The following is a 25,559-nucleotide window of genomic DNA, read 5'->3' as shown; positions in this document are numbered from 1 at the left end:
TCCTCAGCCCCTGCGCGCGATGGTGACGCGGAAGTTGTTGAAGAACTTGTCCTCGAGGGTGTAGGCGAAGATGTCGAGGTAGCGCTCGAAGCGGGCCACCACGTCCTCGCCCTCCAGGGCGACCGCGGCCTCGCGGTCCGCGGCCAGGCGCTCCAGCCAGGCGCGGCACGCCATGGCGAAGGACTCCCGCTCGTTGACGATCTCCACGACCTCGAAGAGACCCTCCGCGGCGGCGGTCAGCTCGTGGAGATGCGGGATGTGCATCCCCTCGAACTCGCTGCGCTGGAGGAACTTGAGGTCCGCGAGCAGCTCGCGGCTCATCGGCTGCGCCTCGGCGGTCATCGTGTGCAGGACGAACTTCGCCCCCGGGTTGAGCGCCTTGGAGACCTGGTTGAAGAAGAAGCGGTAGCGCTTGGTGCGCTCGCGCGGCGGCAGGTTGGAGGAGACGAAGTGCTCCAGCGCGTTGATGCAGAACGCCGCGTCGTACTTCTCTTCGGTCGTGTGGTCCGCCCAGCTCTCCACCCGCGTGGTGATGCGCGGGTTGTCCAGGCCGGTGATGAACGCCTCCTGGGTACGGCTCAGGGTCAGGCCGACGGCCTCGCGCACCCCGTGGACCGTCGTCAGCCGGTTGAGCATGGTGCCCCAGCCGCAGCCGATGTCCAGCACGCGGCCCGCGTCCTTGGCGCCGGCCAGCTCGGCGAACGTGTCGAGCTTGCGGAACTGCGCCTCGTCCAGGGCCCCGACGAGCGTCTCGTCCGGCTCCCAGTAGCCGCCGGAGTACATCATGGACGGGCCCAGCAGGAGAGCGTAGAAATCGTTGCTCACCTCGTAGTGGTGCCTGACCGCGTCGACCTCGGGGTCCACGGATCTGGGGGCGACCGTTGTCATCCTCGACCTCTTTCCTGGTGTTGGTTCCGCGATCCGCTCGTCCCGACCGCCGGTGCGGCGGCCGGTCCGACCGCCGATCCCGCCGGGCGATCCGGTCCTGCGATCCGGTCACGAGGAAAGCGGTTCGCTCGCAACAGACGCGCAACACGGGCGTACGGCCCCGGTGTTGCGCGCCGGTTGCGCGGCCCGCGCTTGCATGCCTCTCGAAACCGGATGCACCGCGAGAGAGGACCGAAGCTCATGACGCTGCCCACCATCGAAGAACTGGCGAGCCAGCTCGAGGCCGTGTCGGGCGCCCAGGAGGTCAGCCCCGATGCACCGCTCCAGCACATCGCGGACGTCGACTCGCTGGACCTGATGGAGTGGCTGTACGGGTTCCAGAACCAGTACCCGCACATCCCCGCCGACGAGTCGCTGTTCGCGGACCTCGACGACACCACGACGCTGCGCCACGTGTACGAGCGGATCCTCGCGCTCGTGCCGCAGCCGGCGCAGGCGTAGCGAGAGCGCCCCGTGAACGGCTTTGACATCACCGGGTGGGGCATGGCCGTACCCGAGCGCAAGGTCACCAGCGCGGAGCTCGCGGAGCGCTTCGGTGTGGACGAGAACTGGATCGTCAGCCGGTGCGGTATCCAGGAGCGCCGGGCCGTGGGCCCCGGCCAGACGACCGCCTCCCTGGCGGTCGAGGCCGGCCGGCGCGCACTGGAGAAGGCCGGGCTGACCGGTGCCGACATCGCCCATCTGATCGTCGCCACCGCCACCCCGGAACAGCCCTCACCGGCCACGTCCGCGTTCGTCCACCACGACCTCGGCATCGCGGGCAGCGCGCACGACGTCAACTCGGAGTGCGCGGGCTTCGTCTACGGACTGGTGTCGGCGATGGCGCTCATCGCCATCGACCCCCGGCCCATCCTGCTGATCGGGTCCGACACCCACACCCTGACGGCCAACCCCGACGACCGGGACCTGTCGATCCTCGTCGGCGACGGCGCGGGCGCCGTCGTCCTGACGCCGGGACCCGAGAACCGGGTCAAGGCGTGGAACCTGGGCGCCGACGGCTCGTGCGCCGGCAGCCTCAAGGTACTGGCGGGCGGCAGCAGGATGCCCACCACCGAGGAGACCGTGCGCGCGGGGCTGCACTACGCCCAGATCAACGGCAACGAGATCTACCTCAACGCCGTGCGCTACACGGTCCGTACGGTCCGGGAGACGCTGGAGAGCGCCAAGGTCGACGCCGCCGACGTCGACCACATCATCCCGCACCAGGCCAACATCCGGATCATCAACTCGATCCTCAGCCACACAGGACTCCGCAAGGAGGCCCTGGTCACCAACCTGGAGCGGTACGGCAACACCGCGTCCGCGTCCATCCCGATCGCCCTCACCGAGGCGCTCGACGACGGCCGGATCCAGAACGGCGACCAGGTGCTGCTCGCGGGCTTCGGTGCCGGCATGACCTGGGGATCGATGCTCCTGGAGTGGGGCGGGGAGAAATGAGCCGTAACAACACACCGGGCAGCCGCCCGGAGCAGCCGGTCGCCCTCGTCACGGGGGCGTCCGGCGGTCTCGGCCAGGCGCTGGCACTCGAACTGGACGCCCTCGGCTGCCGGGTCGCCGTGCACTACAACAGCGCGGAGGCACAGGCCAGGGCCGTCCAGGACAAGCTCACCAACGACTCCATCGTGGTGACCGGTGACGTGGGCTCCTGGGAGGCCGTCACCGCGATGTACGCGGAGATCAGCGAGCGCCTCGGACCCGTCGACGTGCTGGTCAACAACGGCGCGATCCGCAAGGACTCGCTGATGGCGATGCAGTCGCCCGCGGACTGGGCGCAGGTGATCCAGACCAACCTGGTCGGCTCGTTCCACACGACCAGGGCGTCCGTGCCGTACATGCTCAGGCAGCGGTGGGGACGGATCATCAACGTGGTCTCGCCCTCGGGCCTGATCGCGACGGCGGGCCAGACGGCGTACTCCGCGTCGAAGGCGGGGCTCATCGGCTTCACCCGGACCCTGGCCGCCGAGTGCGGCCGGCGCGGGGTGACCGTCAACGCCCTGTCGCCCGGCTTCATGATCACCGGTATGACGAAGAACCTGTCCGACCGGGTGATCGAGGGGATGGAGGACAAGGCCCCCATCCCGCGTTTCGTCACGGTCGAGGAGGTGGCGCGCAGTGCGGCGCTCTTCCTGGACCAGGACTGCATGACGGGCCAGGTCATCAGCATCGACAGCGGCGTCTCCATCACCTGACGCCGCGGCACACGAAACGAGGCGGTCCGGAATCCTCCGGGCCGCCTCTTTCTCATGTCCTTCCCGTCTCCCCCGTCGACAGGACCTACGCCACACGCCGGCGTGGCGCGAACGGGCGGGGTGCGGCCGGCCGCGGGTACGGAGCCTCGAACATGCCCATCAGGACCGGGTCCAGCTGGGTGACCGCCCGGGGCTCCGGCCGCCGCCGCGCCTCGGGCGTGCGCAGCAGCTCCAGGTACGCGGCCTCGCTCTCGGGCGCCGGGTCGATGCCCAGCTCCTCGGCGAGGACCTCGCGCAGCTGCTGGTACGTGCGCAGCGCCTCGGCCCGGTTGCCGGCCGTCCGGTGCGCGGCCATCCGGCACCGGTACGCGCTCTCCCTGAACGGAGCGCGCCGTACGGCCTCCTCGGCGTAGCGCAGTGCGTGGTGCTCGTCGCCGAGGGCCGACGAGGCGAGGCTCGCCGTCTCCAGCGCGGACAGCCGCAGCTCGTCGAGGCGCTCGCGGGTGCTGTTGACCCACTCGCCCTCGTGGGCCGGCAGAAATGACCCGCGTAGATGTGACACAGCGGCGGCCGCGAGCTTCTGCGCGACACCGTACGAGCCGGTCGCGTACGCCTCGGCCGCCTCCGTCGCCGCCTCCTCCGCGCACTCGACGTCGACCAGCGCTTCCTTGGGCAGGTAGAGCAGGTAGCGGCCGCCCTGGGCGACGAGCGGGGTGATCCCCGGGTGCTGCGTCGGGGACGTGACGAACGTACGGACGCGGCTGACGACACTCCGGAGCGCGGACGCCCAGGTGTCGGGGAGCCCGTCCGGCCACACGGTGTCCGCGAGCTGGTCGCGGCTGGTGCCCCCGGAGCGTTCGAGGACGAGCCGGGCGAAGGCGACCTGGGCCTGAGCGCTGGACAGGTGCTGTGGGGCAGTCCCGTCGGGTTCGATGGTGACGAGACCAGCGAGTCTGATGAGCAAGCTGTACTCCCTGAGCGGTCGGCCGGTGGGCCGGGAGTTCCGGCGCCGGCTGCCGCCGGCGACGGTGGGTCGAGATCGCGCCAGGGGGCGTCACGCTTGTCCTTGTGGAGGAAAGCGGGACACGTCTCGGGTGTGCCCCCCGCACAAGAATTGGACGATACCGGCCAACCTTCTCGGTGTGTCAACAGTGGCCGGGGAACAATCCGCCTGAATGGCTGGAGCCTTGAGTTCCGATTGCCGCCGGCTGTCGCGTTCTTGTTGCGCTGTCCCAATTCCCCCATCTCACAGCCGTGTTGCGCCCGGCTTGCGCGCCTGTCGTTGAATTGCGTCGCACTTCGGGTCCAGGGTTGAGAGGACTCCGGTAATTGTCCGAAACGTGGATGAGGAGACGTCCGTGAACGCATCCGGAGGCTGGGAACGGCTCGCGCCGAAACTGGACGCGACACGCCGTCGCGTGCAGGCGCTCGAATGGGAGCCCGACCGCCGCAACAGCTTCGTCACGTACACGGTCGAGCGGGACTCCGCGTACGCCGACCTCGACGGCCGCCGCCTCCTGATGATGTCGGGCTACAGCTACCTCGGGCTGGCCGGTGACGAGCGTGTGGTCCGCGCCGCCCAGGCCGCCGTCGAGCTGTACGGCACCGGCAACCACGGGGTACGGGCGCTGGCCGGGTCGATCCCGCTGCACGAGGAACTGGAGGCCGAGGTCGCCCAGTTCGCCGGCCGGGACCGGGCCCTGGTCTTCGGCTCCGGCTACGCCGCCAACGTCGGCACCGTCGGCGCCCTGGTCGGCGCGGGGGACACCGTACTGATCGACAAGTACGACCACGCCAGCATCGTCGACGGCTGCCGCCTCAGCGGCGCCACCGTCACCCGCTTCCGCCACAACGACGTGGACCACCTCGACCGGCGGCTCGCCGCCGCCAGCCCCGACGGCATCCGTCTGGTCATCGTCGACAGCGTGTACTCCATGGACGGCGACATCGCCCCGCTCCCCGAGCTGCGCCGCGTCTGCGACGCGCACGGTGCGCTGCTGATGGTGGACGAGGCCCACGCGCTCGGTGTCATCGGCGCCACCGGCAAGGGCATCGAGGAGCACTTCGGGTACACGGCGAAGGTCGACGTCAAGCTGGGCACCCTGTCCAAGGCCATCCCCTCCATGGGCGGCTGGGTCGCGGGGCCCGAGGAACTGATCGGCCACCTCAAGTACGCGGCGCGGCCGTTCCTCTTCTCCGCCGCGCTCGGCCCGGCCCAGACCGGAGCCGCGCTGGAGTCGCTGCGCATCCTCCAGCAGGAGCCGGAGCGGGTCACCCACATCCAGGAGGAGTCCGCGCGCTTCCGCCGCACCCTGAACGAGGGGGGCATGCGGACGGGCGACAGCGAGACGGCCGTCGTCCCGGTCATCGCGGGCTCCGACGACGCCGCCTACGACTACGCGACCGCGTGCCGCGCGGCCGGCGTGATCGGGCTGCCGGTGGTCACCCCGGCGGTCCCCAACGACCTGGCGCGGCTGCGGATCGCCATCACCGCCCGCCACACCAAGGCGGACCTCGACTTCGCCGCGGAGGCCTTCCTCAAGGCCGCGGCGGAGTGCGGTCTGATCCCCGCCTGAACCACGCCCGACCCACGCCCGGGCCCGGCCCCGACACGCGCCTGACGCATCGTCGGGGCCGGAGCCCCGCGGCCGGGCCGACACCGACGGCCGACGCGCGCGTGCCACCGACCCGCACCACCGGTCGGCACGCGCGCCGGCCGCCACCACCGACACCACCTCAACGGCCGGACGGCCGTCCGCCGCTCGCACGGGATACGGGATCCGAGATGCCAACCTCACCGAGGCACGCACCGCTCACAGCGCCTGTCGCGATCACCGGCATGGGCGTCGTCACTCCGGGCGGCAGCACCCCCGACGACCTGTGGGACACCCTCCGCGCCGGCCGGTCGACCGCCGCCGCGCTCACCCACCTCGACCTGTCCCGGCACCGGGTCAGGATCGGCTGCCGGGTCCGCGGACTCGACGCCGTCGGACTGGTCCCCGACAAGGACGCGCGACGGATGGACCCGTTCGCGCTGTACGGGACGACCGCCGCGCTCGCCGCCCACCGCGACGCCGGTGCGCCCACCGCCGACCCCGGCCGTACCGCCATCGTCGTCGGCAACGCCGTCGGCGGCCGGGCCACCAGCGACGAGCAGTCCCGGCTCTTCACCGAGTCGGGCCCCCACCGGGTCAACCCGCTCATGCCGCTGATGACGATGCCCAACGCCGCCGCCGCGCAGATCGCGATCCGGCTCGGCTGGCAGGGCCCCGCCCTCACCATCGCCACCACCTGCGCCAGCGGCGCCGACGCCGTCGGCCACGCGCTGATGCTCCTCCAGACCCACCGGGCGGACGTCGTCATCGCGGGCGGCTGCGAATCCACCCTCACCCCCGTCACCCTCGCCGGGTTCGGCAACCTCAACGCCGTCTCGATGCGCAACGACGACCCGGAGCACGCCTCCCGGCCGTTCGACACCGACCGCGACGGGTTCGTGATGGGGGAGGGCGCCGGGTTCGTCGTCCTCGAACGCCTGGACGACGCTCGGGCGCGGGGCGCACGGACGTACGCCACCGTCGCCGGGTACGCGGCCACCTCCGACGCCTACCACCTCGCCATGCCCCTGCCCGACGGGTCCGCCGCCATCGACGCGATGACCGGGGCGATCGCCGACGCCGGGCTGATCCCCTCCGACATCGTGCACGTCAACGCCCACGGCACCTCCACCCCGCACAACGACCGGGCCGAGGCCGCCGCCCTCACCAAGGTGTTCGGCGCCGACGGACCGCCGGTGACCGCGACCAAGAGTGTCATCGGCCACCTCATCGGAGCCGCGGGAGCCGTCGAGCTGATCGCCACCGTCGAGGCGATGCGCCGGTGCGAGGTCCCGCCCACCGCCAACCACGAACAACTGGAGCCAGGCATGGAAATCGACGTGGTCCACGGCGCCCCGCGCCCCGTGGCGTCCGGACCGGCGCTGTCGAACTCCTTCGGCTTCGGCGGCCACAACTCCACCCTGGTGGTGACGCCGGTATGACCACCACACCGATCGAAGGAACCACCGGGGCCCAGGCCCTCGCCCCCGCGGCGGCCTCCACCGTCACCGCGGCGGACCTCGCCGCCTACCGGGACGCCGTACGGTCCGCGCTCCCGGCGGCCGGGACCGGCAGCCCGGCGGACGGATCCGCCTCGCCCGTGCACGCGTTCGTCCTCGCCCACACCGTCGCCGAGCAGACGGTCGCCGCGCTGACCGCCGCCGAGGACGGACCCGTCTCCGTCGTCCACCTCGGCCAGGACATCCGCTGCCGCCGGCTCATCGCCGCCGGTGAGCGGGTGACCGTACGGCTCGACGTGCTCGGCGCCCGCCGCGAGCCCCGCGGCACCCGGGTCGCGCTGCGCTCCCTGCTCAGCGGCGACGCGGACGGGGGAGCGGAGCCCTTCGCCGAGCTGCTCACCAGCGCCCTGCTCGTCGGCGCCACCGCACTGGATCCCTTCGGCGACATCTCGGGCGGCGCCCCCGCCCCGAAGCCCGCGGGCTCCGGTGAACCCGCCCTCGCGACGCACGAGTTGACCGAGGAGTGGATCAGCCGGTACGCCCACGCCTCGGGCGACCTCAACCCCATCCACCTCGACCAGGAGGCGGCCCGCGCCGCCGGCTTCGGCTCCGTCATCGCGCACGGCATGAGCGTGGTGGCCCTGGCCGTCGAGGAGATCACCGACCGGTACGCCGACGGCGACCCCTCGCGCGTACGGGGCATCGGCGCCCGCTTCTCGTCGCCCGTGGCGCCCGGCGAGGAACTGCGCCTCGAACTCCAGCCGGACGCGGCCGGCCTGGTGGTGCGCTTCACCGGCAGGACCCCGGCGGGCCCCGCCGTGAAGAGCGGCTGGGTCCAGCTCGCCGACCCGGCCGCCCCCTCCGGGGCCGTACCCACCGGAGGCAGCCATGAGCGGTGACAGCCCCGGCCCGGGCCCCGGCGGTCTCGTCGGCGGGTTCCTCCTCCAGGTCCGCGAGCGCCCCGACGCGCCCGCACTCGTCTGGAACGGCGAGGAGACCTCGTACCGCGAGCTGTACGAACTGGCCGGGCGGCAGCGCGAACGGCTGGACGCGATCGGGCTCACCCCCGGCGAACCCGTCGGCGTCCTCGCCACCAAGTCACCGGCGGCCGTCGCCCTCGTCCTGGCGTGCCTGCTCGCCCGGCGCCCCTTCCTCCTGCCGTCCCCCGCCCTCGCCCCCGCCCTGCTCGCGGACCTGTTCGCCCAGGCGGGCTGCCGCCGGGTGATCGCCCCCGGGGCCGAGGACCCGGGCGTGGTCCCCAACCCGGACGTCACCCCGCAGCCGCTCTCGCCCCGCGAGGCCGCCGAGGTGTCGTTCATGCTCACCACCTCGGGCTCCACCAGCCTGCCCAAGATCGTCCCGCTGGGCCGGGAGGCCGTGAACCGCTTCGCCGCCTGGGCGGGACCCGCCTTCTCGATCACCCGGGGCACGACGGTCCTCAACTACGCCCCGCTCAACTTCGACCTCTGCCTGCTCGACGTCTGGACCACCCTGGCCCACGGCGGCCGGGTCGTCCTGGTCGACCCCGCCCTCGCCGCCCGCGGCGGCCACCTCCTCGACCTGCTCGTGCGCCACGACGTCGAGGTCGTCCAGGCGGTGCCGATGTTCTACGGTCTGCTGCTCGACGCCGCCGAGCGGCGCGGGGTGACCCTGCCCGGCGTCCGGCACGCCATGTTCACCGGCGACGTCATCCCCGACCGCACCCTGGGCGGACTGCCGAAGCTCTTCCCCTCGGCGCGGATCCACAACATCTACGGCTGCACCGAGACCAACGACAGCTTCGTCCACGAGGTGGACGCCGCGTCCGGCACACCGGTGCCGATCGGCGTGCCGCTCCCCGGCGTCGAGGCCCTGGTCCTGGACCAGGACGGCCGGCCCGTCACCGGACCCGGCTCCGGCGAGCTGTACGTGTCGACGCCCTTCCAGTCGGCGGGCTACCTCGACCGGACCCGGCACGCCGGCGTGTTCACCGGCCACCCCCTCGGGCTGGACGACCGCCCCTGGTTCCGTACCGGCGACCTCGTACGGCGCGACCCCGAAGGACGGCTCCACCTCACCGGACGCGGCGACCACCAGGTCAAGGTCCGGGGTGTGGCCGTGAACACCGCCGAGGTGGAACGGGTCCTGCTCGACCACCCCTCGGTGCTCGAAGCGGGGGTGGCCGCCGTGCCCGACCCCATCGAGGGCCGCGTCCTGATCGCCGCCGTCCAGCGCGCGCCCGGCAGCGGCCTGAGCAGCCTCGAACTGCGCAAGCACTGCGCCCAGGGCCTGCCCAGGGCCGCCGTCCCCGCCCAGCTGCGGATCGTCGACGAGCCGCTGCCCAAGACCGCCACCGGGAAGGTCGACCGCAGGGCGCTCGACCGGCTCCACCCTCTGTCATCAGCGAAAGGAAGAACGTCATGAGCCACGTCGGCACCATCAAGCAGTTCGTCATCGAGGAGTTCCTGCCCGACGTCAGCGCCGAGGAGCTGGCCGACGACCACGACCTGCTCTCCGACGGCGTCATCGACAGCCTCGGCGTGCTGAAGCTGATCGCCTGGGTCGAGGACCGGTTCGAGGTCGCCATCGGTGACGAGGACCTCGACCCGGACAACTTCCGCAGTGTCGCCGCGATCGACGCCTTCGTCTCGGGCTCGCGCCGGCCAGAGGTCGCAGGAAGCTGACATGCACCTCGCGATCCTCGGACTGCTCGAACAGCGCGCGCCCGTCGCGCGCGAGACCTGGCGGTCGTTCTGGGACCAGCTCGGCGACGGCAGCCTCGACCGGGCACAGGCCGTCGCCCTGCTGACCTCCCTGGCCACCCGGCTCCCCGACCACGAGACCCTGCGCCACCTGCTGGACTCGCTCGCGGAACGGCGGCCCGCCCGGCCGGCGGACCGCTGGCCCGGCACGGTCAACGTGGTGGGCACCGGCGGCGGCCCCAGGACCTTCAACATCTCGACCGCGTCGGCGTTCACCGCCGCCGCGGCGGGCGTACGGGTCGTCAAGACCGGTTCACGTGCCTACTCCAGCAGCCTCGGCTCCGTCGACCTGCTGGAACGCCTCGGGATCCGGCTGACGTCGTCGTACGAGCAGACCGGGGAGACGCTGGAGCGGTACGGCATCGCCTTCGCGGGGCCGTTCGTCTACCCCGCGCAGCTGACCCGGCTCGCCAGGACCGTCGCGCCGTTGAGCATGAAGCCCTTCGGCCGGTTCCTGAACGCGCTGGGCCCGTTCCTCGCCGACCTGCCCGTCACCGCGCAGGTCACCGGGGTCTCCGCGGGCGCACCGCTCACCGAACTCGGCGCCCTCGCCGGGACGGTCACCGATCGCACCCTGTGGCTGACCAGCAACGACCGGGGGGCCGACGAACTGCTCGGCTTCGCCGACAACACCGTCCACACCAACGCCGGTGACGAGTTCACCGTCAAGGCCGGTGAACTGGTCTCCTCCGAGGGCGGGTTCGACGATCTCGCCCCCGCGGCCGACCCCGCCTCCGCGCCCGACCACTTCCTGTCCGTCCTCGGCGGCACCGCCGGTGAGGTGGCCACCCGCACGGTCTGCCTCAACGCCGCGGCCCTGGCCGTCGCGAGCGGCCACCTCACCGACTGGGGCCGGGCCGTCGCGGCGGCGGAGGAAGCGGTACGGAGCGGAGCGGCCCGCGCCCTGGCCGAGCGGATCCGTGCCGACCGGGCACGGCCACCGGCCCGTACGGGCGGAGCGGCCCGTGTCTGAGTTCTTCACCCGCGCCAGGACGGGCGGCGGCGGACCCGGTCTCGCGCTGTTCCTCAACGCCGGGGACCCGCCCCTCGACGTCCTCGCCGACCTCGTGAGGATGCTGGACGACGAGGGTGTCGAGTGCCTCGAACTGGCCGTCCCCTTCCCGGACTCGGTCACCGACGGGCCCGTCATCCGCCGCTCGGCGAGCCGCGCGCTCGCCCGCGGCGTGGGCCTGGACGAGGTCCTGGAGTTCATCGCCGCCGTCCGCCCCGGACTGCGGACCCTGCGGATCGCGCTGCTCGCCGACTGGAGCCACTCGCTCAAGCACCGGGACCTCGCGGCCACCACCCGTACCATCGCCGACTCGGGCGCGGACGGCCTGCTCGTCCACGCGCTGCCGCCCCGGCTGCGCGCCGCCCACCTGGCGGCCGCCCGCGAGGCGGGGCTGCCCGTCGTCACCACCTGCTACCAGCAGAGCCCGCCCGCCACCCGGGCGGAGGCGGCGGCCCACGCCACCGCCTACCTCTATCTCGTCGCCCACTACGGACGCAGCGGCACCGCGCCGGCCGCCGGCCACGCGGACCTGGCCGGCACGGTCACCGCGCTCCGGGCGCACACGACGTCCCCGATAGCCATCGGCTTCGGGGTCAGGACCAGACAGGACGTGGAAGCCGTACGCGCCTGTGGAGCGGATGGCGTGATCATCGGCTCCGCGGGCGTCGCCACGGTCGAGCAGGCACTCGACCAGGGCGACGACGTCGTCCGGGCCTTCCGCGACTTCGTCCGGTCCGTCTCTCCCATCCCAACCAACACACCAGAGAGAACAGGGAGTTGAACATGATTATCCGTGACCTGGAGAACGTCAAGACCGTCGAATGGGGCAACGGCCTGAGCCGACGCTTCCTCACCGCCGCGGACGGCCTCGACTACAGCGTCACCGACACCACCGTGCGCGCCGGCACCAAGTCCCGCCTCCAGTACCGCAACCACCTGGAGACGTGCTACTGCATCGAGGGCTCCGGCGAGGTGATCGAGCTCGACGGCACGTCCCACGCGCTCACGCCGGGCGTCCTCTACTCCCTCAACGAGAACGACCCCCACTACCTCGTGGCGAGCCCGCACGAGGACCTCCGCCTGGTCTGCGTCTTCTCCCCGGCCCTCCAGGGCGACGAGGTGCACCAGCTCGACGAACACAGCTCCTCCGCCTACTGATCCACCCGAGACCCGCACGGTCCGTACGTACATCGAAAGGCTCGCCGTGATCCGCTGGAACGCCGATCAGACCGACCTGCGTGAGGGCCTGGCCCGGTGGGGCGAGGCCCTCAGCGCCGGCCACATCGAACAGGACGAACAGGCCACGTTCTCCTGGGACAAGTGGAAGCTGATCCGGGAGACCGGCATTCTCGGACTGCCCTTCGGGGAGGAGTGGGGCGGCCTTGGACAGTCCCTGCTCACCACCATGCACGTGCTCGAAGGCCTGGGCGAGAACTGCCGCGACGCGGGGCTGAGTTTCTCGGTCACCACCACCATGGCCAGCACGGGTGTCCCCGTGGAGCAGTTCGGCACGGCGGCCCAGAAGGAGAAGTACCTCACCCGGATCTGCTCGGGCGAGCTGATCGGCGCCCACGCGATCACCGAGGCGGAGAGCGGCTCGGACGCCATGGCGATGACCACCCGGGCCGTCCGGGACGGCGACCACTTCGTCCTCAACGGCGGCAAGATCTTCGTCAGCAACGGGCCGGTCGCCGACGTCATCGTCGTCTACGCGCGTACGCGCCCGGACGGCGGAGCCCTCGGCGTCACCGCCTTCCTCGTGGACCGGGACACCCCCGGTCTCGTCATCGGCAAACCCACCAAGAAGATGGGCCTGCGCACCTCACCCATCAGCGAGCTCTACTTCGACGACTGCCGCGTTCCCGCCACCCAGGTCCTCGGCCGCGTCGGCGGAGGGTTCCTCGTGCTCGACCACGTGATGAAGCGGGAGATCCTCTACTCCTTCATCGTCAACGTGGGGGAGATGCGGCACCGTCTCGGCCGCCTCGTCGAGCAGGCGAGGACCCGCCGCTCCTTCGGGAAGACCATCGGCTCCTACCAGTCCGTCGCGAACAAGATCGTCGACGTGAAGATCCGGCTGGAGACGGCCGCCAAATGGCTGTACGACACCGGTGAGCGCCTCGCGGCCGGCGAGAACGTCACCACCGACCTCGCCATCGCCAAGCTCCTCACCAGCGAATCCAACCTCGCCACCAGCCTGGCCGCCGTCCAGCTCTTCGGCGGACACGGCTACATGACCGAGTACGGCCTCGAGAAGGACGTGCGCAACGCCGTGGCCGGCACCATCTACTCGGGCACCAGCGAGATCCAGTACAACCGCATCGCCTCGATGATGGGCCTCGGCCAGTGAGCGTGCCGGCCGGCGTCCTCAAGGTCTGCGGCGCCACCGAACCCGCCGACATCACCCTGCTCGCCGCCCACGGGGCCACCTGCGTCGGCCTCTGGCACGGGGTGCCCGGCGGCCACGCGGACCTGCCCGGGGACCGGCTGGCCGGACTGGTCACCGCCGCCCACGCCACCGGCCGCCTCGAACCGGTCCTGGTCACCTTCCTCGGCGACCCGGACGCCCTCGCCGCCGTGGCCCGCCGCACCGGGCTCCGCTGGCTCCAGCTGCACGCCTACCAGCCGCCCTCCGTGGTCCGGGCGCTGCGCGCCGCCCTGCCCGACGCGGTGCTCGTCAAGGTGCTCCACGTACGGGACGGCGTCTGCCTGGAACGCCCGCTGATCGGCGCGTACGAACGGGCCGGCACCGACCTCTTCCTCCTCGACACCACCACCGAGGACGGCCGGATCGGCAGCACGGGACAGGCCCTGCGCGCGGACGACGTGCTGGACCTGCTGCCGCGCCTCACCCGGCCGTTCCTGCTCGCCGGGGGCATCACCCCCGCCCACCGCCCCGGCCTCGAAGCCGTCGTGAGCCACCCCGGGTTCCGCGGCGTCGACGTCGACACCGCGGCACGCGACGGCCACGGACGCTTCGCGGCGCCGGCCGTCACCGCCCTGGCCCGCGCCTGGCGGACCGTACCGTTCCTGGAGGAGACCAGATGACCCGTTTCCTGGAAGCCCTGCTGGCCGCCGAGCGCCCGCTGGTCATGGAGGTCAAACGGCGCGACGCGCACGGCTACGACCTCCTCGGCGGACGCACCCCGGCCGCGATCGTGGAGTCGTACGAACGCGCGGGCGCGCCCTGCATCTCCGTGGTGACGGGCCGCTGGTTCGGCGGGACGACGGCCCTGCTCCGCGACGTCGCCGCGCTCACCGATCTGCCGCTGCTCCAGAAGGACTTCATCACCCGCAAGGACCAGCTCCGGGCCGCCAGGGAACTCGGCGCGTCGGCCGTCCTGCTCACCGCCGCGCTGCTGCCCAGGTCGAGCATGCGCACCCTGATCTCCGGCTGTCTCGCCGAGGGCCTCACCCCCTTCGTGGAAGTGACCCAGGAGGCCGAACTCGACGGGCTGCCGCACGCCGACGCGTGTGTGGTCGCCGTCAACAACAAGGACATCAAGGTCAAGGAGACCGATCGCGGCGACCTGGACCGGAGCATGGCCCTGCTGCCCGCCCTCCGCGCGTCCGGCACCCGGTGTCCGGTGAGCGCCAGCGCCATCGACAGCCCGGTCGCCGCCGCGCGCCTGCTCGACGCGGGCTTCGCGGGCCTGCTGGTCGGTACCTCGCTGCTGCGCACCGACAGCGCGGCCGGCTGGCTGGAGGACCTGGACCGTGCCAGGGTCCGGCCGCCGTCCCGCACGTCCTGACCGCCCTGTCCCGTACCGCTCCTGGAGACACCACCCATGACCGCTCCGGCCGACACCACACCACCGCCCGGTCCCGACCCCGGCCTCGCCGCCGGTCCCGACCTCGGCTCCGTTCTCGGTCCCGACCTCGGCCACGCCCTCGCCTCCGTCCCCGCCGTCCGGCCCGTCGTCCTGGACGCCGGCGGGGTCCAGGTGTCCGGCCTGCTCGCCGAACCGGCCGGTGTCCACGACGGCACCGGCGGCGCGCCGCGCGCCGTCATCGTCGCCGTGCACGGCCGGGGCATGTGCGCCGACTACTTCAACGGCCTGACCGACCCGCTCAACTCCCTGCTCACCCTGGGCGCGCGGCTCGGCCACACCGTACTGGCCCTGGACCGCCCCGGGTACGGGCTGTCCGCGCGCCAGCTCCCGGACGGCCAGTCCCTCGGCGAACAGGCGGTCGTCCTGCACACCGCGCTCGCCGCCTTCGCCCAGACCCACCCCACCGGCGCCGGCTTCTTCCTCGCCGCCCACTCCGACGGCGGCAAGGTCGCCTTCCACATGGCGGCCGGCGAAGCAGGCGGATCACTCCTCGGCCTGGACGTCAACGGCTGCGGCTGGCAGTACAACCCCGAGGCCCGGCACTTCCCCGACACCCTCGGCGGCGGTGCGTCCCGGCTCAACTGGGGGCCGCTGCACCTCTATCCGCCCGGTACGTTCCGGGCGAGCCGCTCCCTCCTCCAGCGGGTCCCCCGGCAGGAGGCCGCCCAGACCGCCGCCTGGCCCGGGCAGTACCCGCGCCTGGCCGGCCGCGTCACGATCCCCGTACGCCTGACGTTCGGGGAACACGAACTGTGGTGGCGGCTCGGCGACGACGACCTCACCGCGATGACGGCCCTCCTCACCGCCGCCCCGCACGTGGCGGTGGAACGGCTGCCCGAGGCCGGCCACAACATCAGCCTCGGGCACGCGGCCCGCGCCCACCACCTCCGGACGGTGGCGTTCCTGGAGGAGTGCCTGCTCCGCGCGCGCACCGGCACGCGCTGACCGCCCCGGGGGCGGCCGGGCGACGCCGGTCACCCCGGGGACGGCCGTGCGGGACCAGCATGCGGCCGCGGCGGAACGCAGCGCCACCCGGCGGCTACTCTGCGAACCCACAGGCGCCTCGACCGACTTCAGGAAGGACCTCCGCCATGGCGGCAGAGACCGCAGACCGTCCGCCGTACCCCCTGCCCGGCCCCCGCGCCCTGCTCTCCGAAGGCCGGCGCTCGTTCTCCTTCGAGTTCTTCCCGCCGAAGACCGAAGCCGGGGAACGCACCCTCTGGAACGCGATCCGCCGCATCGAACCGCTCGCCCCCACCTTCGTCTCCGTCACGTACGGCGCGGGCGGCTCCTCGCGCGACCGCACCGTCGAGGTCACCAAGCGCATCGCCGCCGAGACCACCCTCACCCCGGTCGCCCACCTGACGGCCGTCGGCCACTCCGTCGCCGAACTGCGCCACATCATCGGTCAGTACGCGGACGCCGGCATCCGCGACGTCCTCGCCCTGCGCGGCGACCCGCCGGGCGACCCGCGCGCCGAGTGGGTGCCCCACCCCGAGGGCTTCGCCCAGGCGAGCGAACTGGTCACCCTCATCAGGGACCTGGGCGACTTCACGGTCGGCGTGGCCGCCTTCCCCGAGCGCCACCCGCGCTCCGCCGACTGGGACACCGACATCCGCCACTTCGTCGCCAAGTGCCGCGCGGGCGCCGACTACGCCATCACCCAGATGTTCTTCGACGTGGACGACTACCTGAGACTGCGCGACCGGCTCGCGGCCGCCGGCTGCGACACCCCGATCATCCCGGAGATCATGCCCGCCACCGACGTACGGCAGATCCGCCGCTTCGCCGAACTCAGCGACGCCCGCTTCCCCGACCACCTCGCCCAGCGTCTCGAAGCCGCCAGGGACAGCCCCGCCGACGGCCACCGCATCGGGGTCGAGCACGCCACGGCGATGGCCGAGCGGCTGCTCGCCGAGGGCGCCCCCGGGCTGCACTACATCACCCTGAACCGCTCCACCGCCACGCTGGAGATCCACCAGAACCTCGGCGTGAGCGCGCGCGACGACCGCGAACCGGCCACCGCCCCGCGCTGAACCGAGCCTCCCCGCCCGCCGGCCCGTCCGGCGGGCGGGGTTGGACGCAGGGACATGCACCTGAGCTTTACAACTATGTACCGTCTCAGCGCCTTCGACTTGACTGGAACCATGAGGCGGACGTCAGACAAGGAACTACGATGAGTCACTACCCTCCCGGCACCCCCCACCCCTACGTCGCCCACCCGCCGCCGCCCGCGGCCGCCCCAGTGCGCCGCAGCAAGGCCGCCGGGCCCCTGCTGATGATCGCGACCATCACCATGGGTCTCATGGCGGGCCTGTTCTTCGCCTTCGACGTCTCCGTCATGCCCGGTCTGGCCAAGGGCGACGACCGCACCTACGTCACCGCGATGCAGAACTTCAACGCGCTGATCGACGGCAGCGGCCTCTTCGGCATGGTCTTCGTCGGCGCCCTGCTCGCCACGGGCATCGCGGTCTTCCTGGAGCACCGCCAGGGCCGCCGGGCCGCTGCGCTCTGGATCGCCGCCGCCGCGGCGCTCTACCTCGTCGCCCTCGTCATCACGTTCAGCGTCAACATCCCGCTCAACAACGAGCTGGCCGCCGCCGGCGACCCCGCGAAGATCACCGACTTCTCGGTCGTCGACAAGTTCAAGGACACCTGGGTGGCCACCAACATCGTGCGGACCCTGGTCTGCACCGCGGCCCTGGGCTTCCTCGCCCGCGCCCTGGTGCTGCACGGGCGCGGGACCTCCCCGCTGCGCCCCGGCGCCGTCTGAGCCCCCCTCAGCGGCACCGCCGGACCGCAGGTGACGCGCCCGTCCTTCCCGAGTGGCTCCCAGGGGAAGGGCGGGCGCCTCGCCGTCCTGAGCGGGTCGCGGCGGGGAGGTCCCGCGCCGCCCGGGGCCCGCGCGGCCTCGGGTAGAGTGAAACCGTCCGTCAAGCAGTGAGCGATCGAGGAGGTGGACCCCATTACCGCTGTATCAGGCCGGGTGCTCCTTCTCACGGCTGTGCGGTCCGACCGACCCAGGTGACCGCGGGAGCGCCCGAAGGCGTTCCCGAAAGGCTCCGATGCCGGTTCCACCGTCACCTCTTCCCCTCTCCACCGTCGTCACCAGACTGCGCGCCGCGGGCTGCGTGTTCGCCGAGGACGAGGCGCGACTCATCCTCTCCACGGCCCGCACCCCCGCCGAACTCACCTCCATGGTCGACAGGCGCGTCCACGGACTCCCCCTCGAACACGTCCTGGGCTGGGCCGAGTTCCGGGGCCGCCGCATCACCGTGGACCCCGGCGTGTTCGTCCCGCGCCGCCGTACCGAATTCCTCGTCGACCAGGCCCTGGCCCTCGCGGCCCCCGGCGCCGTGGTGGTCGACCTGTGCTGCGGCTCCGGCGCCCTGGGCGCGGCGCTCGCCGCCGAACTGGACGGGGTGGAGCTGTACGCCTCCGACATCGACCCCGCCGCCGTCCGGTGCGCCCGGAGCAATGTGGCCGCCGCGGGAGGCCGGGTGTACGAGGGCGATCTGTACGACCCGCTCCCCGCCGGGCTGGCCGGACGCGTCGACCTCCTGCTCGCGAACGTGCCGTACGTCCCCACCCGGGAGATCGCGCTGCTGCCCCCGGAGGCCCGGCTGCACGAGGCGCGGGTGGCGCTCGACGGGGGAGCGGACGGTCTCGACGTGCTGCGGCGGGTGACCGCCGGGGCCGCGCGCTGGCTGGCGCCGGGCGGCCGGCTGCTGTTCGAGACGAGCGAACGCCAGGCGGACCGGGCCGTCGCGACGGTGGCCGGGGACGGCCTGCTCCCGCGCACGGTCACCTCCGACGAGCTGTACGCCACGGTGGTCATCGGCACGAAGGAGGGCGCCCTCCCCTGAGGGGGTGGCGACGCGGCAGTGAGCGCCGGCCGGTCCGCGTCCCGCGCGCCGGCCGGTCCGCGCTCGTACGCCGAATGCCGCGCGCCAGGTGACGTGACCGGTGAGGTCTCGTTGGGGAGGCGAACCGGGCCGGGCGGTGTGCGGGAGCCGGACGCCGCCGGCCCCCGACGCGCGACCGGAGAGAGCCATGACCACTGCCCACGCCCCCCACCCCGACCACGCGCACCGCCACGGCGAGGGCTGCGGCCACGTCGCCGTCCCCCACGGCGACCACGTGGACTACGCCCACGACGGCCACCTCCACCAGGTCCACGGCGACCACGTGGACGAGTGCGAGGCCGCCGCCCACGCGCCGCACGGCGAGCACGGCCACCGGCACGGCGAGGGCTGCGGCCATGTCGCGGTGCCGCACCGCGACCACGTGGACTACGTGCACGACGGCCACCGCCACGCCGGGCACGACGGCCACTGGGACGACCACTGAGCCACGGTCGGGTCCGCGGGCCCGTGGGTGACGCGTGAACGGGCGGGCGGCCCCCTGACGCCCCGGGGCCGCCCGCCCCTCCCCGGGGGACGGTCGGGGGAGCGCTCTCCGGACCACGTAGCATCACCCTTATGGAGCAGCGTGTACTGGGCAGGACGGGACGAGACGTCTCCGTCGTAGGACTGGGAACTTGGCAGCTGGGCGCGGACTGGGGGGACGTGACCGAGTCGGACGCGTTCGCCGTCCTGGACGCGGCGGTCGAGTCGGGGGTGACCTTCTTCGACACCGCGGACGTGTACGGGGACGGCCGCAGCGAGCAGCTGATCGGCCGCTATCTCAAGGACCGGCCGGACGCCGGGATCTTCGTCGCGACGAAGATGGGCCGGCGGGCCGAGCAGCTTCCGGAGAACTACACCCTGGACAACTTCCGGGCGTGGAACGACCGTTCCCGGGCGAACCTCGGCACCGACACGCTCGACCTGGTCCAGCTGCACTGCCCGCCGCCGGCCGTCATCGAGTCGGACGCCGTCTACGACGCGCTCGACACCCTGGTGGACGAGCGGCGGATCGCCGCCTACGCGGTGAGTGTCGAGACCTGCGCCGAGGCGCTGGCGGCCATCGCCAGGCCCGGCGTCGCGAGTGTGCAGATCATCCTGAACGCGTTCCGGCTCAAGCCGCTCGAAGAGGTGCTGCCGGCCGCCCGTGAGGCGGGTGTCGGCATCGTCGCGCGGGTGCCCCTGGCCTCCGGCCTGCTGTCCGGGAAGTACACGAAGGACACGGTCTTCGCCGCCGACGACCACCGCACGTACAACCGGCACGGTGAGGCGTTCGACCAGGGCGAGACCTTCTCCGGCATCGACTACGAGACCGGGCTCGCGGCGGCGGCCGAGTTCGGCGAGCTGGCCCCCGAGGGCGCCACGGCGGCCCAGACGGCCCTGCGCTGGATCATCCAGCAGCCCGGCGTCACGACCGTCATCCCCGGCGCCCGCTCCGTCCAGCAGGCCCGGAGCAACGGCGCGGCGGCGGAGCTGCCCGCGCTGCCGCAGGCGACTCTGGACGCTGTCAGGGACCTGTACGACCGGCGGCTGCGCGCCTCGGTCCACGGGCGCTGGTAGGCACCGCCTCCGCACACGGGGGAACCACCCGGCCGATCGGCGTTGATCGGGAGATAAAACGGGATGATCGTGGGCCGATTGCCGCGCCAGAGTGCGGCACGGCTGCAAGAGTTGGTCGTTTCTGTGGCTGTATCGCGTTGCGCCATGTAGCGTCTTGATCAGCTGTCGTGGTTCCGAAGTACCGCTCGCCCGTGACGCACCGTCACGGGCGTTTGTGCTGTTCAGCGTCTCTGCGGACCAAGGCGATCACCTCCGGTTCCCCGTACCGTGCGGGGAACCATGCGTCCCGGATACGGAGATTCAGCATGGCCAGTGGAACAGTGAAGTGGTTCAACTCGGAAAAGGGCTTCGGCTTCATCGCGCAGGACGGCGGTGGCCCCGACGTGTTCGCGCACTACTCGAACATCGCGGCCACCGGCTTCCGTGAGCTCCAGGAGGGCCAGAAGGTGACGTTCGACGTCACCCAGGGCCAGAAGGGCCCCCAGGCGGAGAACATCGTCGCCTCCTAAGGGCTGACTGAGCGCGGAGCCGTCCCGCCCGCGAGGGCACGGACGACAGGGCGCCGGTCCGGCGGGTTCTCCCCGCCGGACCGGCGCCCGCTTCTGTTCCGTCCCTCAGGCCGCGGGTTCCGCCGCTGTCGCCGTCGTACGGGCCACCTCTCCGCCGGGAGCCGGACCCGGCCGATGCCGGCCCGGCTCGAAGCGGGCGGCACCGGACAAGCCGTGACGGGACGGGCCGGAGGTCACCGGCCGCCGGCGCCGGTCTCCAGCTGGACGATGTTGGACTGCTCCCCGTACACGAAGGCCCGTACGCGGTAGGACGCGGTCTTTTCGTCCGGCGGGGTGATCAGCCCGAAGGAGTTGATGTCCGGGTCCAGGAGGGCCACCGGGCGGTACGTCCCGCTCCCCGGCGGCATGGTCTCCAGCAGGAAACCGTCCTCGTCCTCGGCGTGATCGGTCCAGGTGAACCTGATGCCCGCCGCGTGCATGACCGTCGCCCGGAGATCACCCGGCGCGGCGGCCTCCGACGGCTCGGCGGCCGGGCTCCTCCCGCCGGCCGTCGCGTCCACGACCGGGTGGGTGTCTGCCTCCGGCCCGTCCACGGTGCGGGGCGCCGTCCAGGTGTGGTCGTCCTCCTGGTCCTCCGCCGTCGGCTTCCCCGGCGGGAGCGTGACGTCGACCGGCGCCGAGGCGGGGCCGGAGTAGGGCCGCAGCCGGTAGAAGAACGACGTGTGCGGCATCAGGTCCGGGTGCTCGAACTCCGTCCGGCCGGGCGCCAGGAACTCCAGCACGGTGTACGGGCCCGTGGGCTCGGTCGCGAACTCCAGCACGCGGCCCGCCGTGCCCTGCCCGTCGCCCCTCCAGCGCAGGGTGGCGTGGACCGGGGAGTCCAGCTCTCCGGTGAGCACGAGGCCGCCGCCGGGCGGGGCGGGGCGCGCGGCCCTCGTACGGTCCGGTGTCGCGTCGGGCGACGCCGTGCAGCCCGCCAGGACGAGGAGGAGCACCATCATGGCCGGGGTGCGCGGTGGTGGAAGCACGGTGGGGGGTCCTTCTGGCGTGTGGGGGGTGGGACGGTCCGGCGGAAAGGAAAGTGGCGATACGGGTTTTCCGGGACACGTCTCGCCTTTCCATTCCCGATGACGTGGGCGACAGAGTAGAAGCGCGTGCGGCGGCCGACAAGGGATTCAAGGGAAATCGACCAAGTTCAGGAACGTGAATGCGCGTAGGGCGCGAATGGCGCAGAACCGGAGATGAATTGAGCCGGTGAGGGGGTCGAAATTCAGCCTGATGAACGGGAGGGCAGCCTTTTCTTTCCGCGCGACGCCGCCCGGAAGCTGCTTGCGGGAACGGTGAGATTCCAGGCGGTAATGACAGGATTGTCGTGTTCCAGGCCGAGTCGTGACACCGTTCCCGTGGTCAGCTGGAACAGCGCGCCCGCCGCCGGACTCAGTCCGAGATAACGCGCGGTCAGTACGCGCAGGAAATGGCCGTGCGACACGAGGGCGATGTCGTCGTCGCCCGCCCTCAGCGTGTCCATGATTTCCTCCAGCACGCGGTCGGCCCGCGCCCCGACGTCACCGGGCTGCTCACCGGGGTGGTCGGCCGGACCCGGGGGCACCCCGTCGGTCCACAGGCTCCAGTCCGGCCGGGTCCGGTGGATGTCCGCCGTGGTGATGCCCTCATAGGCGCCGTAGTCCCATTCGTGCAGGTCGGGAGTGATGCGACCGCCTTTCAGGCCGGCCAGGTCCGCTGTCCGCCGGGCGCGCGCCAGCGGGCTGACCAGGACGAGCCCGATGTGGCGCTCCCGCAGCAGCGGCGCGACGGCGCGGGCCTCGTCCTCGCCGTGTGCCGTCATCGGCAGATCGGTGGTCCCGGTGTGCTGACCGGACAGCGACCAGGCCGTCTCGCCGTGCCGTACGAGGATCAACTCACCCATGGATGACGTCCCTGCTTTCCGCTGTCCGCGCTCCGGCCGTCCGGAGTCACCCCCAGTCTCCCCTGTCCCAGAGGCCGGAACGTGGCGGGAATGTCACAACGGGGTGGTGTGTTACGTAGACGTACCGCTCGATGGGAGCGATATCGAGAGTCTGGAGCCCCCATGGCACGCAGCGAAACCCGCCCGGTCGTCACCCTCCGGTCGACGGCGGGCACCGGTCAGGCGTACGTGACGCGCAAGAGCCGGCGGAACAATCCCGACCGTCTTGTCCTTCGCAAGTACGACGCGGTCGCCGGCGAGCACGTGATGTTTCGCGAAGAGCGCTGACCGTTCGGCGTCGTACCGAACGCCCCGTCCCATTCCCTCCACCCGTACCGAGGAAGGATTCCGCATGAAGCCTCGTATCCACCCCGTTTCCCGTCCGGTCGTCTTCCGGGACCGCGCCGGCGGAGCCTCCTTCCTCACGCGTTCGACCGCCGACTCGGAGCAGCGCGTGGAGTGGGAGGACGGCAACACCTACCCCGTCATCGACGTGGAGATCTCCTCCGCGAGCCACCCGTTCTACACCGGACGGGGCCGGGTCGTGGACACCCAGGGCCGGGTGGAGCGCTTCGAGCGCCGCTACGGCAAGCGTGAGACCCCCACCGACTGACCCCTCCCGGGGCTGCGGGGCCCCGGGGCGTACGCCTCCTCGTGGAGACCCGAAGCCGGCCGCCACCCTGACCAGGGTGGCGGCCGGCTTCCGCGTACGGTGGGCCCGGACCGGACACGCCCCGGCCGCGTGGCACAGTTCACACGGCCTGCGGGCGGCCGGGCGGAACGCGGCGGTGTGACCGGGCGTTCCCTCACCGTGGGCCCCGGCCGGCATCCCCCGAACCGGCCGGGGCCCCTTTCACGCCTTCGGCTCCACGTGGAGCTGGAACACGGCCCGGCCCCGCGCCACCCCGTTGACCTGGACCTCCAGCACGTGCTCCCCGGGGTGGAACGTCCGGGTGGTGATCGGTTTGAAGGACCGGCGGCGGGCGAGCACGACCGTCTCCCCGGGGGCCAGGGTCACGGTGGTGAGCTTGAAGACCTTCGGGGCCGTACCGCCGTTGGCCTTGCGGTAGTGGACCACGTAGTCGACCGCCAGCCGCGTCTCCGCCGCCGACTCGTTCGTCAGCGTGACCTCGAACGGCAGCTCGTCCCCGACGGACAGCGCGGTCGCGCCGAGGACCGGTCCGGAGACCGTGAGGGCCGCGGGCGGCGGGAACCCGAGCAGCGCGAGCGCTCCGGGATGGCCCTGCTTCACGAGGGTCCGCAGCGCGTGGCGTACGACCTTCACGGTGTTGCCGTCGGGAGCCGCCGCCCACGCCGTCGCGACCCGCACCGCCAGCTCCGGGCCGGTGTGGCTCACGTCGTTGAGGTGGTTAGCGACCGACCGCCGGACATAGTCCGACGGGTCCCGGTACAGCGCGTCCAGGATCGGGACCGTCGCCTCCGGCCGGTCGGCCAGCGGCTTGACCCGTACGGCCCAGGGCAGGCGCGGCCGGGTCCCCTCGCTGGCCAGCCGCCGCACATGCGCGTCCGGATGGGCGGTCCACCCCTGGATGTCCGCGAGGGCGCGGTCCAGGTCCGCGTTGAGCAGGCGGCGCAGGGCGAACTCCGCGGTCAGCCGGGGCGTGAGCGCGGCCAGCAGCGCCAGGGCGTCGTCGAACGCGCGCGGATCGTCCGAGGCGAGCGCCCGGGTCGCGACCGCGTCGGTCACCGGCCAGATCATCCAGCCCGTGAACTCCGGGTCGTCCATGGCCGACCGTACGGTCTTGTCGAAGTCGGCGTAGGACGCGGGCAGATCGGTCAGCAGGGCCTCCCGCAGCAGGTCGTTGCGGGCCCGCAGCCCCACCCCGGCAAGCGACGCGGCGGCCCGGCGCAGGCCCGGCAACTCCCGCTCGGGCGCGACCGCCTCCAGGCAGCGGACCAGGCCGGCGGCCGCGGCGGGGCTGATGAGTTCGTCTGCTGTGGGCACTGACTTCTCCCTGAGGGGCGGGTGGCTCGGCTACGTGGCGGCTGGTCGGTTGTGGTTCCGCGGGGGCCCGAGGGGTCAGACCTCCATGCGCCGGGCGAGGTCCGGGTAGCCGAGGACGAGCCCCGCCGTGTCGAACTCCAGGTCCCTGCGGAAGTCGCCCGACGTGAAGCGGACCAGTCCGCCGCGCCCGGTGCGCCGCAGGTGGGTGTACGTCTGCCGGGACGTGTGCACGGCCAGGTCCGGTACGGACACCCACGCCATCAGGAACGCCGCCTCGCCGGGACCGGCGTGCAGTCCGTGCCGCAGCACCGGCATGGAGTTCGTGAGGGGACACAGGCCGAGGTCGCAGTCGAGCGCCCCCGCCAGCTCGGGCCGCGGCCGCCCGTCCACGGTCCACGCGCCGTCCTCGCTGCGGCGCAGGTCGAGCGCGCGCGTACCGGCCGCGCTTTCCACGCCGACGCGCAGGGTGCGGGTGACGAAGCCGGGACCGGTGTCCAGTTCGTACGAGAGCCAGTACGGCTCCGGTGTCGTGCCGACGGCTCTGCCACGGGCGTCCAGCCGGTCCCCGCCGAGCGTCACCCAGCCGGTTTCGTACCCCTTGCTCTCCCTGACGTCCCAGGTGAGGACGTGTGATGCAGCCATGTCCGCACTCTAGGGGGTGTCTTGCCGATCAGGCCGGATCAGGGAGCGGGATGGGGTGCCGTGCATCGCAAGGCGGAGGAGGGAGTCGATGCGGAGCATCGGCGAGTGACGACAACGCGGCGAGGTGCGGCACCCCACCCCGCGAGCCCGGCCTGATCGGCAAGACACCCCCTAGGGCAGGGGTCTGACACTCCCCGGTGCCCGGCGTGCGGGCACACTGGTGGCCGTGGCTTT

At 72.4% G+C, this 25,559-nt stretch carries 29 protein-coding genes; 23 read left to right on the top strand and 6 right to left on the bottom strand.

All coding sequences use genetic code 11. The annotated features are described in order from the left end of the window. Positions 1–3: 3 nt before the first annotated feature. Positions 4–888: a class I SAM-dependent methyltransferase gene (locus ACIODU_RS31690; RefSeq protein WP_356421158.1), complete on the bottom strand. Its 885-nt coding sequence runs from the start codon at positions 886–888 to the stop codon at positions 4–6. Between the two features lie 240 nt (positions 889–1,128). Between ACIODU_RS31690 and ACIODU_RS31685 the strand changes: the two genes are divergently transcribed. From ACIODU_RS31685 to ACIODU_RS31675, 3 genes are read left to right on the top strand one after another with little or no spacing between them, the layout of a single operon-like run. Beyond that, positions 1,129–1,389, top strand: a complete 261-nt coding sequence (locus tag ACIODU_RS31685; RefSeq protein WP_161308102.1) for a hypothetical protein — start codon at positions 1,129–1,131, stop codon at positions 1,387–1,389. A 12-nt stretch (positions 1,390–1,401) separates the two neighbouring features. Further along, positions 1,402–2,385 (top strand): ketoacyl-ACP synthase III, encoded by a 984-nt coding sequence (locus ACIODU_RS31680; RefSeq protein ID WP_356421161.1) that lies wholly within the window; start codon positions 1,402–1,404, stop codon positions 2,383–2,385. Then, complete coding sequence (locus ACIODU_RS31675) at positions 2,382–3,137, top strand: SDR family NAD(P)-dependent oxidoreductase (RefSeq protein WP_356421164.1); 756 nt, start codon at positions 2,382–2,384, stop codon at positions 3,135–3,137. The genes ACIODU_RS31680 and ACIODU_RS31675 overlap by 4 nt, the downstream gene beginning before the upstream one ends. Before the next feature lie 85 nt (positions 3,138–3,222). Here ACIODU_RS31675 and ACIODU_RS31670 read toward each other — a convergent pair whose 3' ends face one another. Continuing rightward, positions 3,223–4,101: a BTAD domain-containing putative transcriptional regulator gene (locus ACIODU_RS31670; RefSeq protein WP_401772181.1), complete on the bottom strand. Its 879-nt coding sequence runs from the start codon at positions 4,099–4,101 to the stop codon at positions 3,223–3,225. Positions 4,102–4,495: 394 nt separating this feature from the next. On the opposite strand from ACIODU_RS31670, the gene ACIODU_RS31665 reads away from it, so the two are divergent. From ACIODU_RS31665 to ACIODU_RS31580, 18 genes are all read left to right on the top strand, one after another. Then, positions 4,496–5,713, top strand: a complete 1,218-nt coding sequence (locus tag ACIODU_RS31665; protein ID WP_356421170.1) for an 8-amino-7-oxononanoate synthase — start codon at positions 4,496–4,498, stop codon at positions 5,711–5,713. 209 nt (positions 5,714–5,922) lie between these two features. Then, entirely contained in the window at positions 5,923–7,173 is a 1,251-nt protein-coding gene (locus ACIODU_RS31660; protein ID WP_161308097.1) for a beta-ketoacyl synthase, read from the top strand. Continuing rightward, positions 7,170–8,090, top strand: a complete 921-nt coding sequence (locus tag ACIODU_RS31655; RefSeq protein WP_401772178.1) for a MaoC family dehydratase — start codon at positions 7,170–7,172, stop codon at positions 8,088–8,090. Before ACIODU_RS31660 ends, ACIODU_RS31655 begins: the two co-directional genes overlap by 4 nt. After that, on the top strand, positions 8,080–9,594 hold the full coding sequence (locus tag ACIODU_RS31650) for an AMP-binding protein (protein ID WP_401772175.1): 1,515 nt from the start codon (positions 8,080–8,082) through the stop codon (positions 9,592–9,594). Before ACIODU_RS31655 ends, ACIODU_RS31650 begins: the two co-directional genes overlap by 11 nt. Next, positions 9,591–9,854: a phosphopantetheine-binding protein gene (locus ACIODU_RS31645; protein ID WP_327232781.1), complete on the top strand. Its 264-nt coding sequence runs from the start codon at positions 9,591–9,593 to the stop codon at positions 9,852–9,854. The genes ACIODU_RS31650 and ACIODU_RS31645 overlap by 4 nt, the downstream gene beginning before the upstream one ends. 1 nt (position 9,855) lies before the next feature. After that, positions 9,856–10,905, top strand: a complete 1,050-nt coding sequence (locus ACIODU_RS31640) for a hypothetical protein (protein ID WP_401772172.1) — start codon at positions 9,856–9,858, stop codon at positions 10,903–10,905. Then, positions 10,898–11,725, top strand: a complete 828-nt coding sequence (gene trpA, locus ACIODU_RS31635; protein WP_356421181.1) for a tryptophan synthase subunit alpha — start codon at positions 10,898–10,900, stop codon at positions 11,723–11,725. The genes ACIODU_RS31640 and trpA overlap by 8 nt, the downstream gene beginning before the upstream one ends. Positions 11,726–11,727: 2 nt before the next feature. Beyond that, a complete protein-coding gene (locus ACIODU_RS31630) occupies positions 11,728–12,102 on the top strand; it encodes an ectoine synthase (protein ID WP_161312365.1) in 375 nt (124 codons plus the stop codon). A gap of 46 nt (positions 12,103–12,148) precedes the next feature. Next, the gene (locus ACIODU_RS31625) at positions 12,149–13,294 is read left to right on the top strand and encodes an acyl-CoA dehydrogenase family protein (RefSeq protein ID WP_356421183.1); all 1,146 of its coding nucleotides are present in this window, start codon (positions 12,149–12,151) and stop codon (positions 13,292–13,294) included. Then, a complete protein-coding gene (locus ACIODU_RS31620; protein ID WP_356421186.1) occupies positions 13,291–13,992 on the top strand; it encodes an N-(5'-phosphoribosyl)anthranilate isomerase in 702 nt (233 codons plus the stop codon). The genes ACIODU_RS31625 and ACIODU_RS31620 overlap by 4 nt, the downstream gene beginning before the upstream one ends. Next, positions 13,989–14,696, top strand: coding sequence for an indole-3-glycerol-phosphate synthase (locus ACIODU_RS31615; RefSeq protein WP_356421188.1), 708 nt, complete (start codon positions 13,989–13,991; stop codon positions 14,694–14,696). Before ACIODU_RS31620 ends, ACIODU_RS31615 begins: the two co-directional genes overlap by 4 nt. Before the next feature lie 36 nt (positions 14,697–14,732). Continuing rightward, a complete protein-coding gene (locus ACIODU_RS31610) occupies positions 14,733–15,722 on the top strand; it encodes an alpha/beta hydrolase (RefSeq protein ID WP_401772167.1) in 990 nt (329 codons plus the stop codon). Between the two features lie 146 nt (positions 15,723–15,868). Next, positions 15,869–16,813, top strand: a complete 945-nt coding sequence (metF, locus tag ACIODU_RS31605; protein WP_401772164.1) for a methylenetetrahydrofolate reductase [NAD(P)H] — start codon at positions 15,869–15,871, stop codon at positions 16,811–16,813. Positions 16,814–16,953: 140 nt separating this feature from the next. Continuing rightward, positions 16,954–17,550, top strand: a complete 597-nt coding sequence (locus tag ACIODU_RS31600; protein ID WP_356421197.1) for a DUF1772 domain-containing protein — start codon at positions 16,954–16,956, stop codon at positions 17,548–17,550. 292 nt (positions 17,551–17,842) lie between these two features. Continuing rightward, positions 17,843–18,643, top strand: coding sequence for a putative protein N(5)-glutamine methyltransferase (locus ACIODU_RS31595; RefSeq protein WP_401772162.1), 801 nt, complete (start codon positions 17,843–17,845; stop codon positions 18,641–18,643). Positions 18,644–18,830: 187 nt separating this feature from the next. Then, the gene (locus tag ACIODU_RS31590; RefSeq protein WP_356421202.1) at positions 18,831–19,127 is read left to right on the top strand and encodes a hypothetical protein; all 297 of its coding nucleotides are present in this window, start codon (positions 18,831–18,833) and stop codon (positions 19,125–19,127) included. Positions 19,128–19,258: 131 nt separating this feature from the next. Continuing rightward, positions 19,259–20,242, top strand: coding sequence for an aldo/keto reductase (locus ACIODU_RS31585; RefSeq protein ID WP_356421205.1), 984 nt, complete (start codon positions 19,259–19,261; stop codon positions 20,240–20,242). Positions 20,243–20,547: 305 nt separating this feature from the next. Next, entirely contained in the window at positions 20,548–20,751 is a 204-nt protein-coding gene (locus ACIODU_RS31580; protein ID WP_161308779.1) for a cold-shock protein, read from the top strand. Between the two features lie 233 nt (positions 20,752–20,984). Here the strand turns inward: ACIODU_RS31580 and ACIODU_RS31575 are convergent, their stop codons facing one another. Together ACIODU_RS31575 and ACIODU_RS31570 are read right to left on the bottom strand one after the other, a co-directional pair. Next, entirely contained in the window at positions 20,985–21,779 is a 795-nt protein-coding gene (locus tag ACIODU_RS31575) for a fibronectin type III domain-containing protein (protein ID WP_401772158.1), read from the bottom strand. Positions 21,780–22,021: 242 nt separating this feature from the next. After that, entirely contained in the window at positions 22,022–22,678 is a 657-nt protein-coding gene (locus tag ACIODU_RS31570) for a histidine phosphatase family protein (protein ID WP_356421211.1), read from the bottom strand. Positions 22,679–22,840: 162 nt separating this feature from the next. On the opposite strand from ACIODU_RS31570, the gene rpmG reads away from it, so the two are divergent. Both rpmG and ACIODU_RS31560 read left to right on the top strand, forming a co-directional pair. Further along, positions 22,841–23,005, top strand: a complete 165-nt coding sequence (gene rpmG, locus ACIODU_RS31565; RefSeq protein ID WP_161306795.1) for a 50S ribosomal protein L33 — start codon at positions 22,841–22,843, stop codon at positions 23,003–23,005. A 64-nt stretch (positions 23,006–23,069) separates the two neighbouring features. Next, on the top strand, positions 23,070–23,330 hold the full coding sequence (locus ACIODU_RS31560) for a type B 50S ribosomal protein L31 (protein ID WP_356421217.1): 261 nt from the start codon (positions 23,070–23,072) through the stop codon (positions 23,328–23,330). A 240-nt stretch (positions 23,331–23,570) separates the two neighbouring features. Here ACIODU_RS31560 and ACIODU_RS31555 read toward each other — a convergent pair whose 3' ends face one another. Continuing rightward, the gene (locus tag ACIODU_RS31555) at positions 23,571–24,683 is read right to left on the bottom strand and encodes a DNA alkylation repair protein (protein ID WP_401772153.1); all 1,113 of its coding nucleotides are present in this window, start codon (positions 24,681–24,683) and stop codon (positions 23,571–23,573) included. 75 nt (positions 24,684–24,758) lie between these two features. Further along, a complete protein-coding gene (locus ACIODU_RS31550) occupies positions 24,759–25,325 on the bottom strand; it encodes a putative glycolipid-binding domain-containing protein (RefSeq protein ID WP_401772150.1) in 567 nt (188 codons plus the stop codon). Positions 25,326–25,559 lie beyond the last annotated feature (234 nt).

This window comes from Streptomyces sp. NPDC088261, assembly GCF_044740805.1.
Classification (GTDB): Bacteria; Actinomycetota; Actinomycetes; order Streptomycetales; family Streptomycetaceae; genus Streptomyces.
The sequence above is the reverse complement of the archived record's forward strand: the minus strand, read 5'-3'. Positions and strand labels throughout refer to the sequence as shown.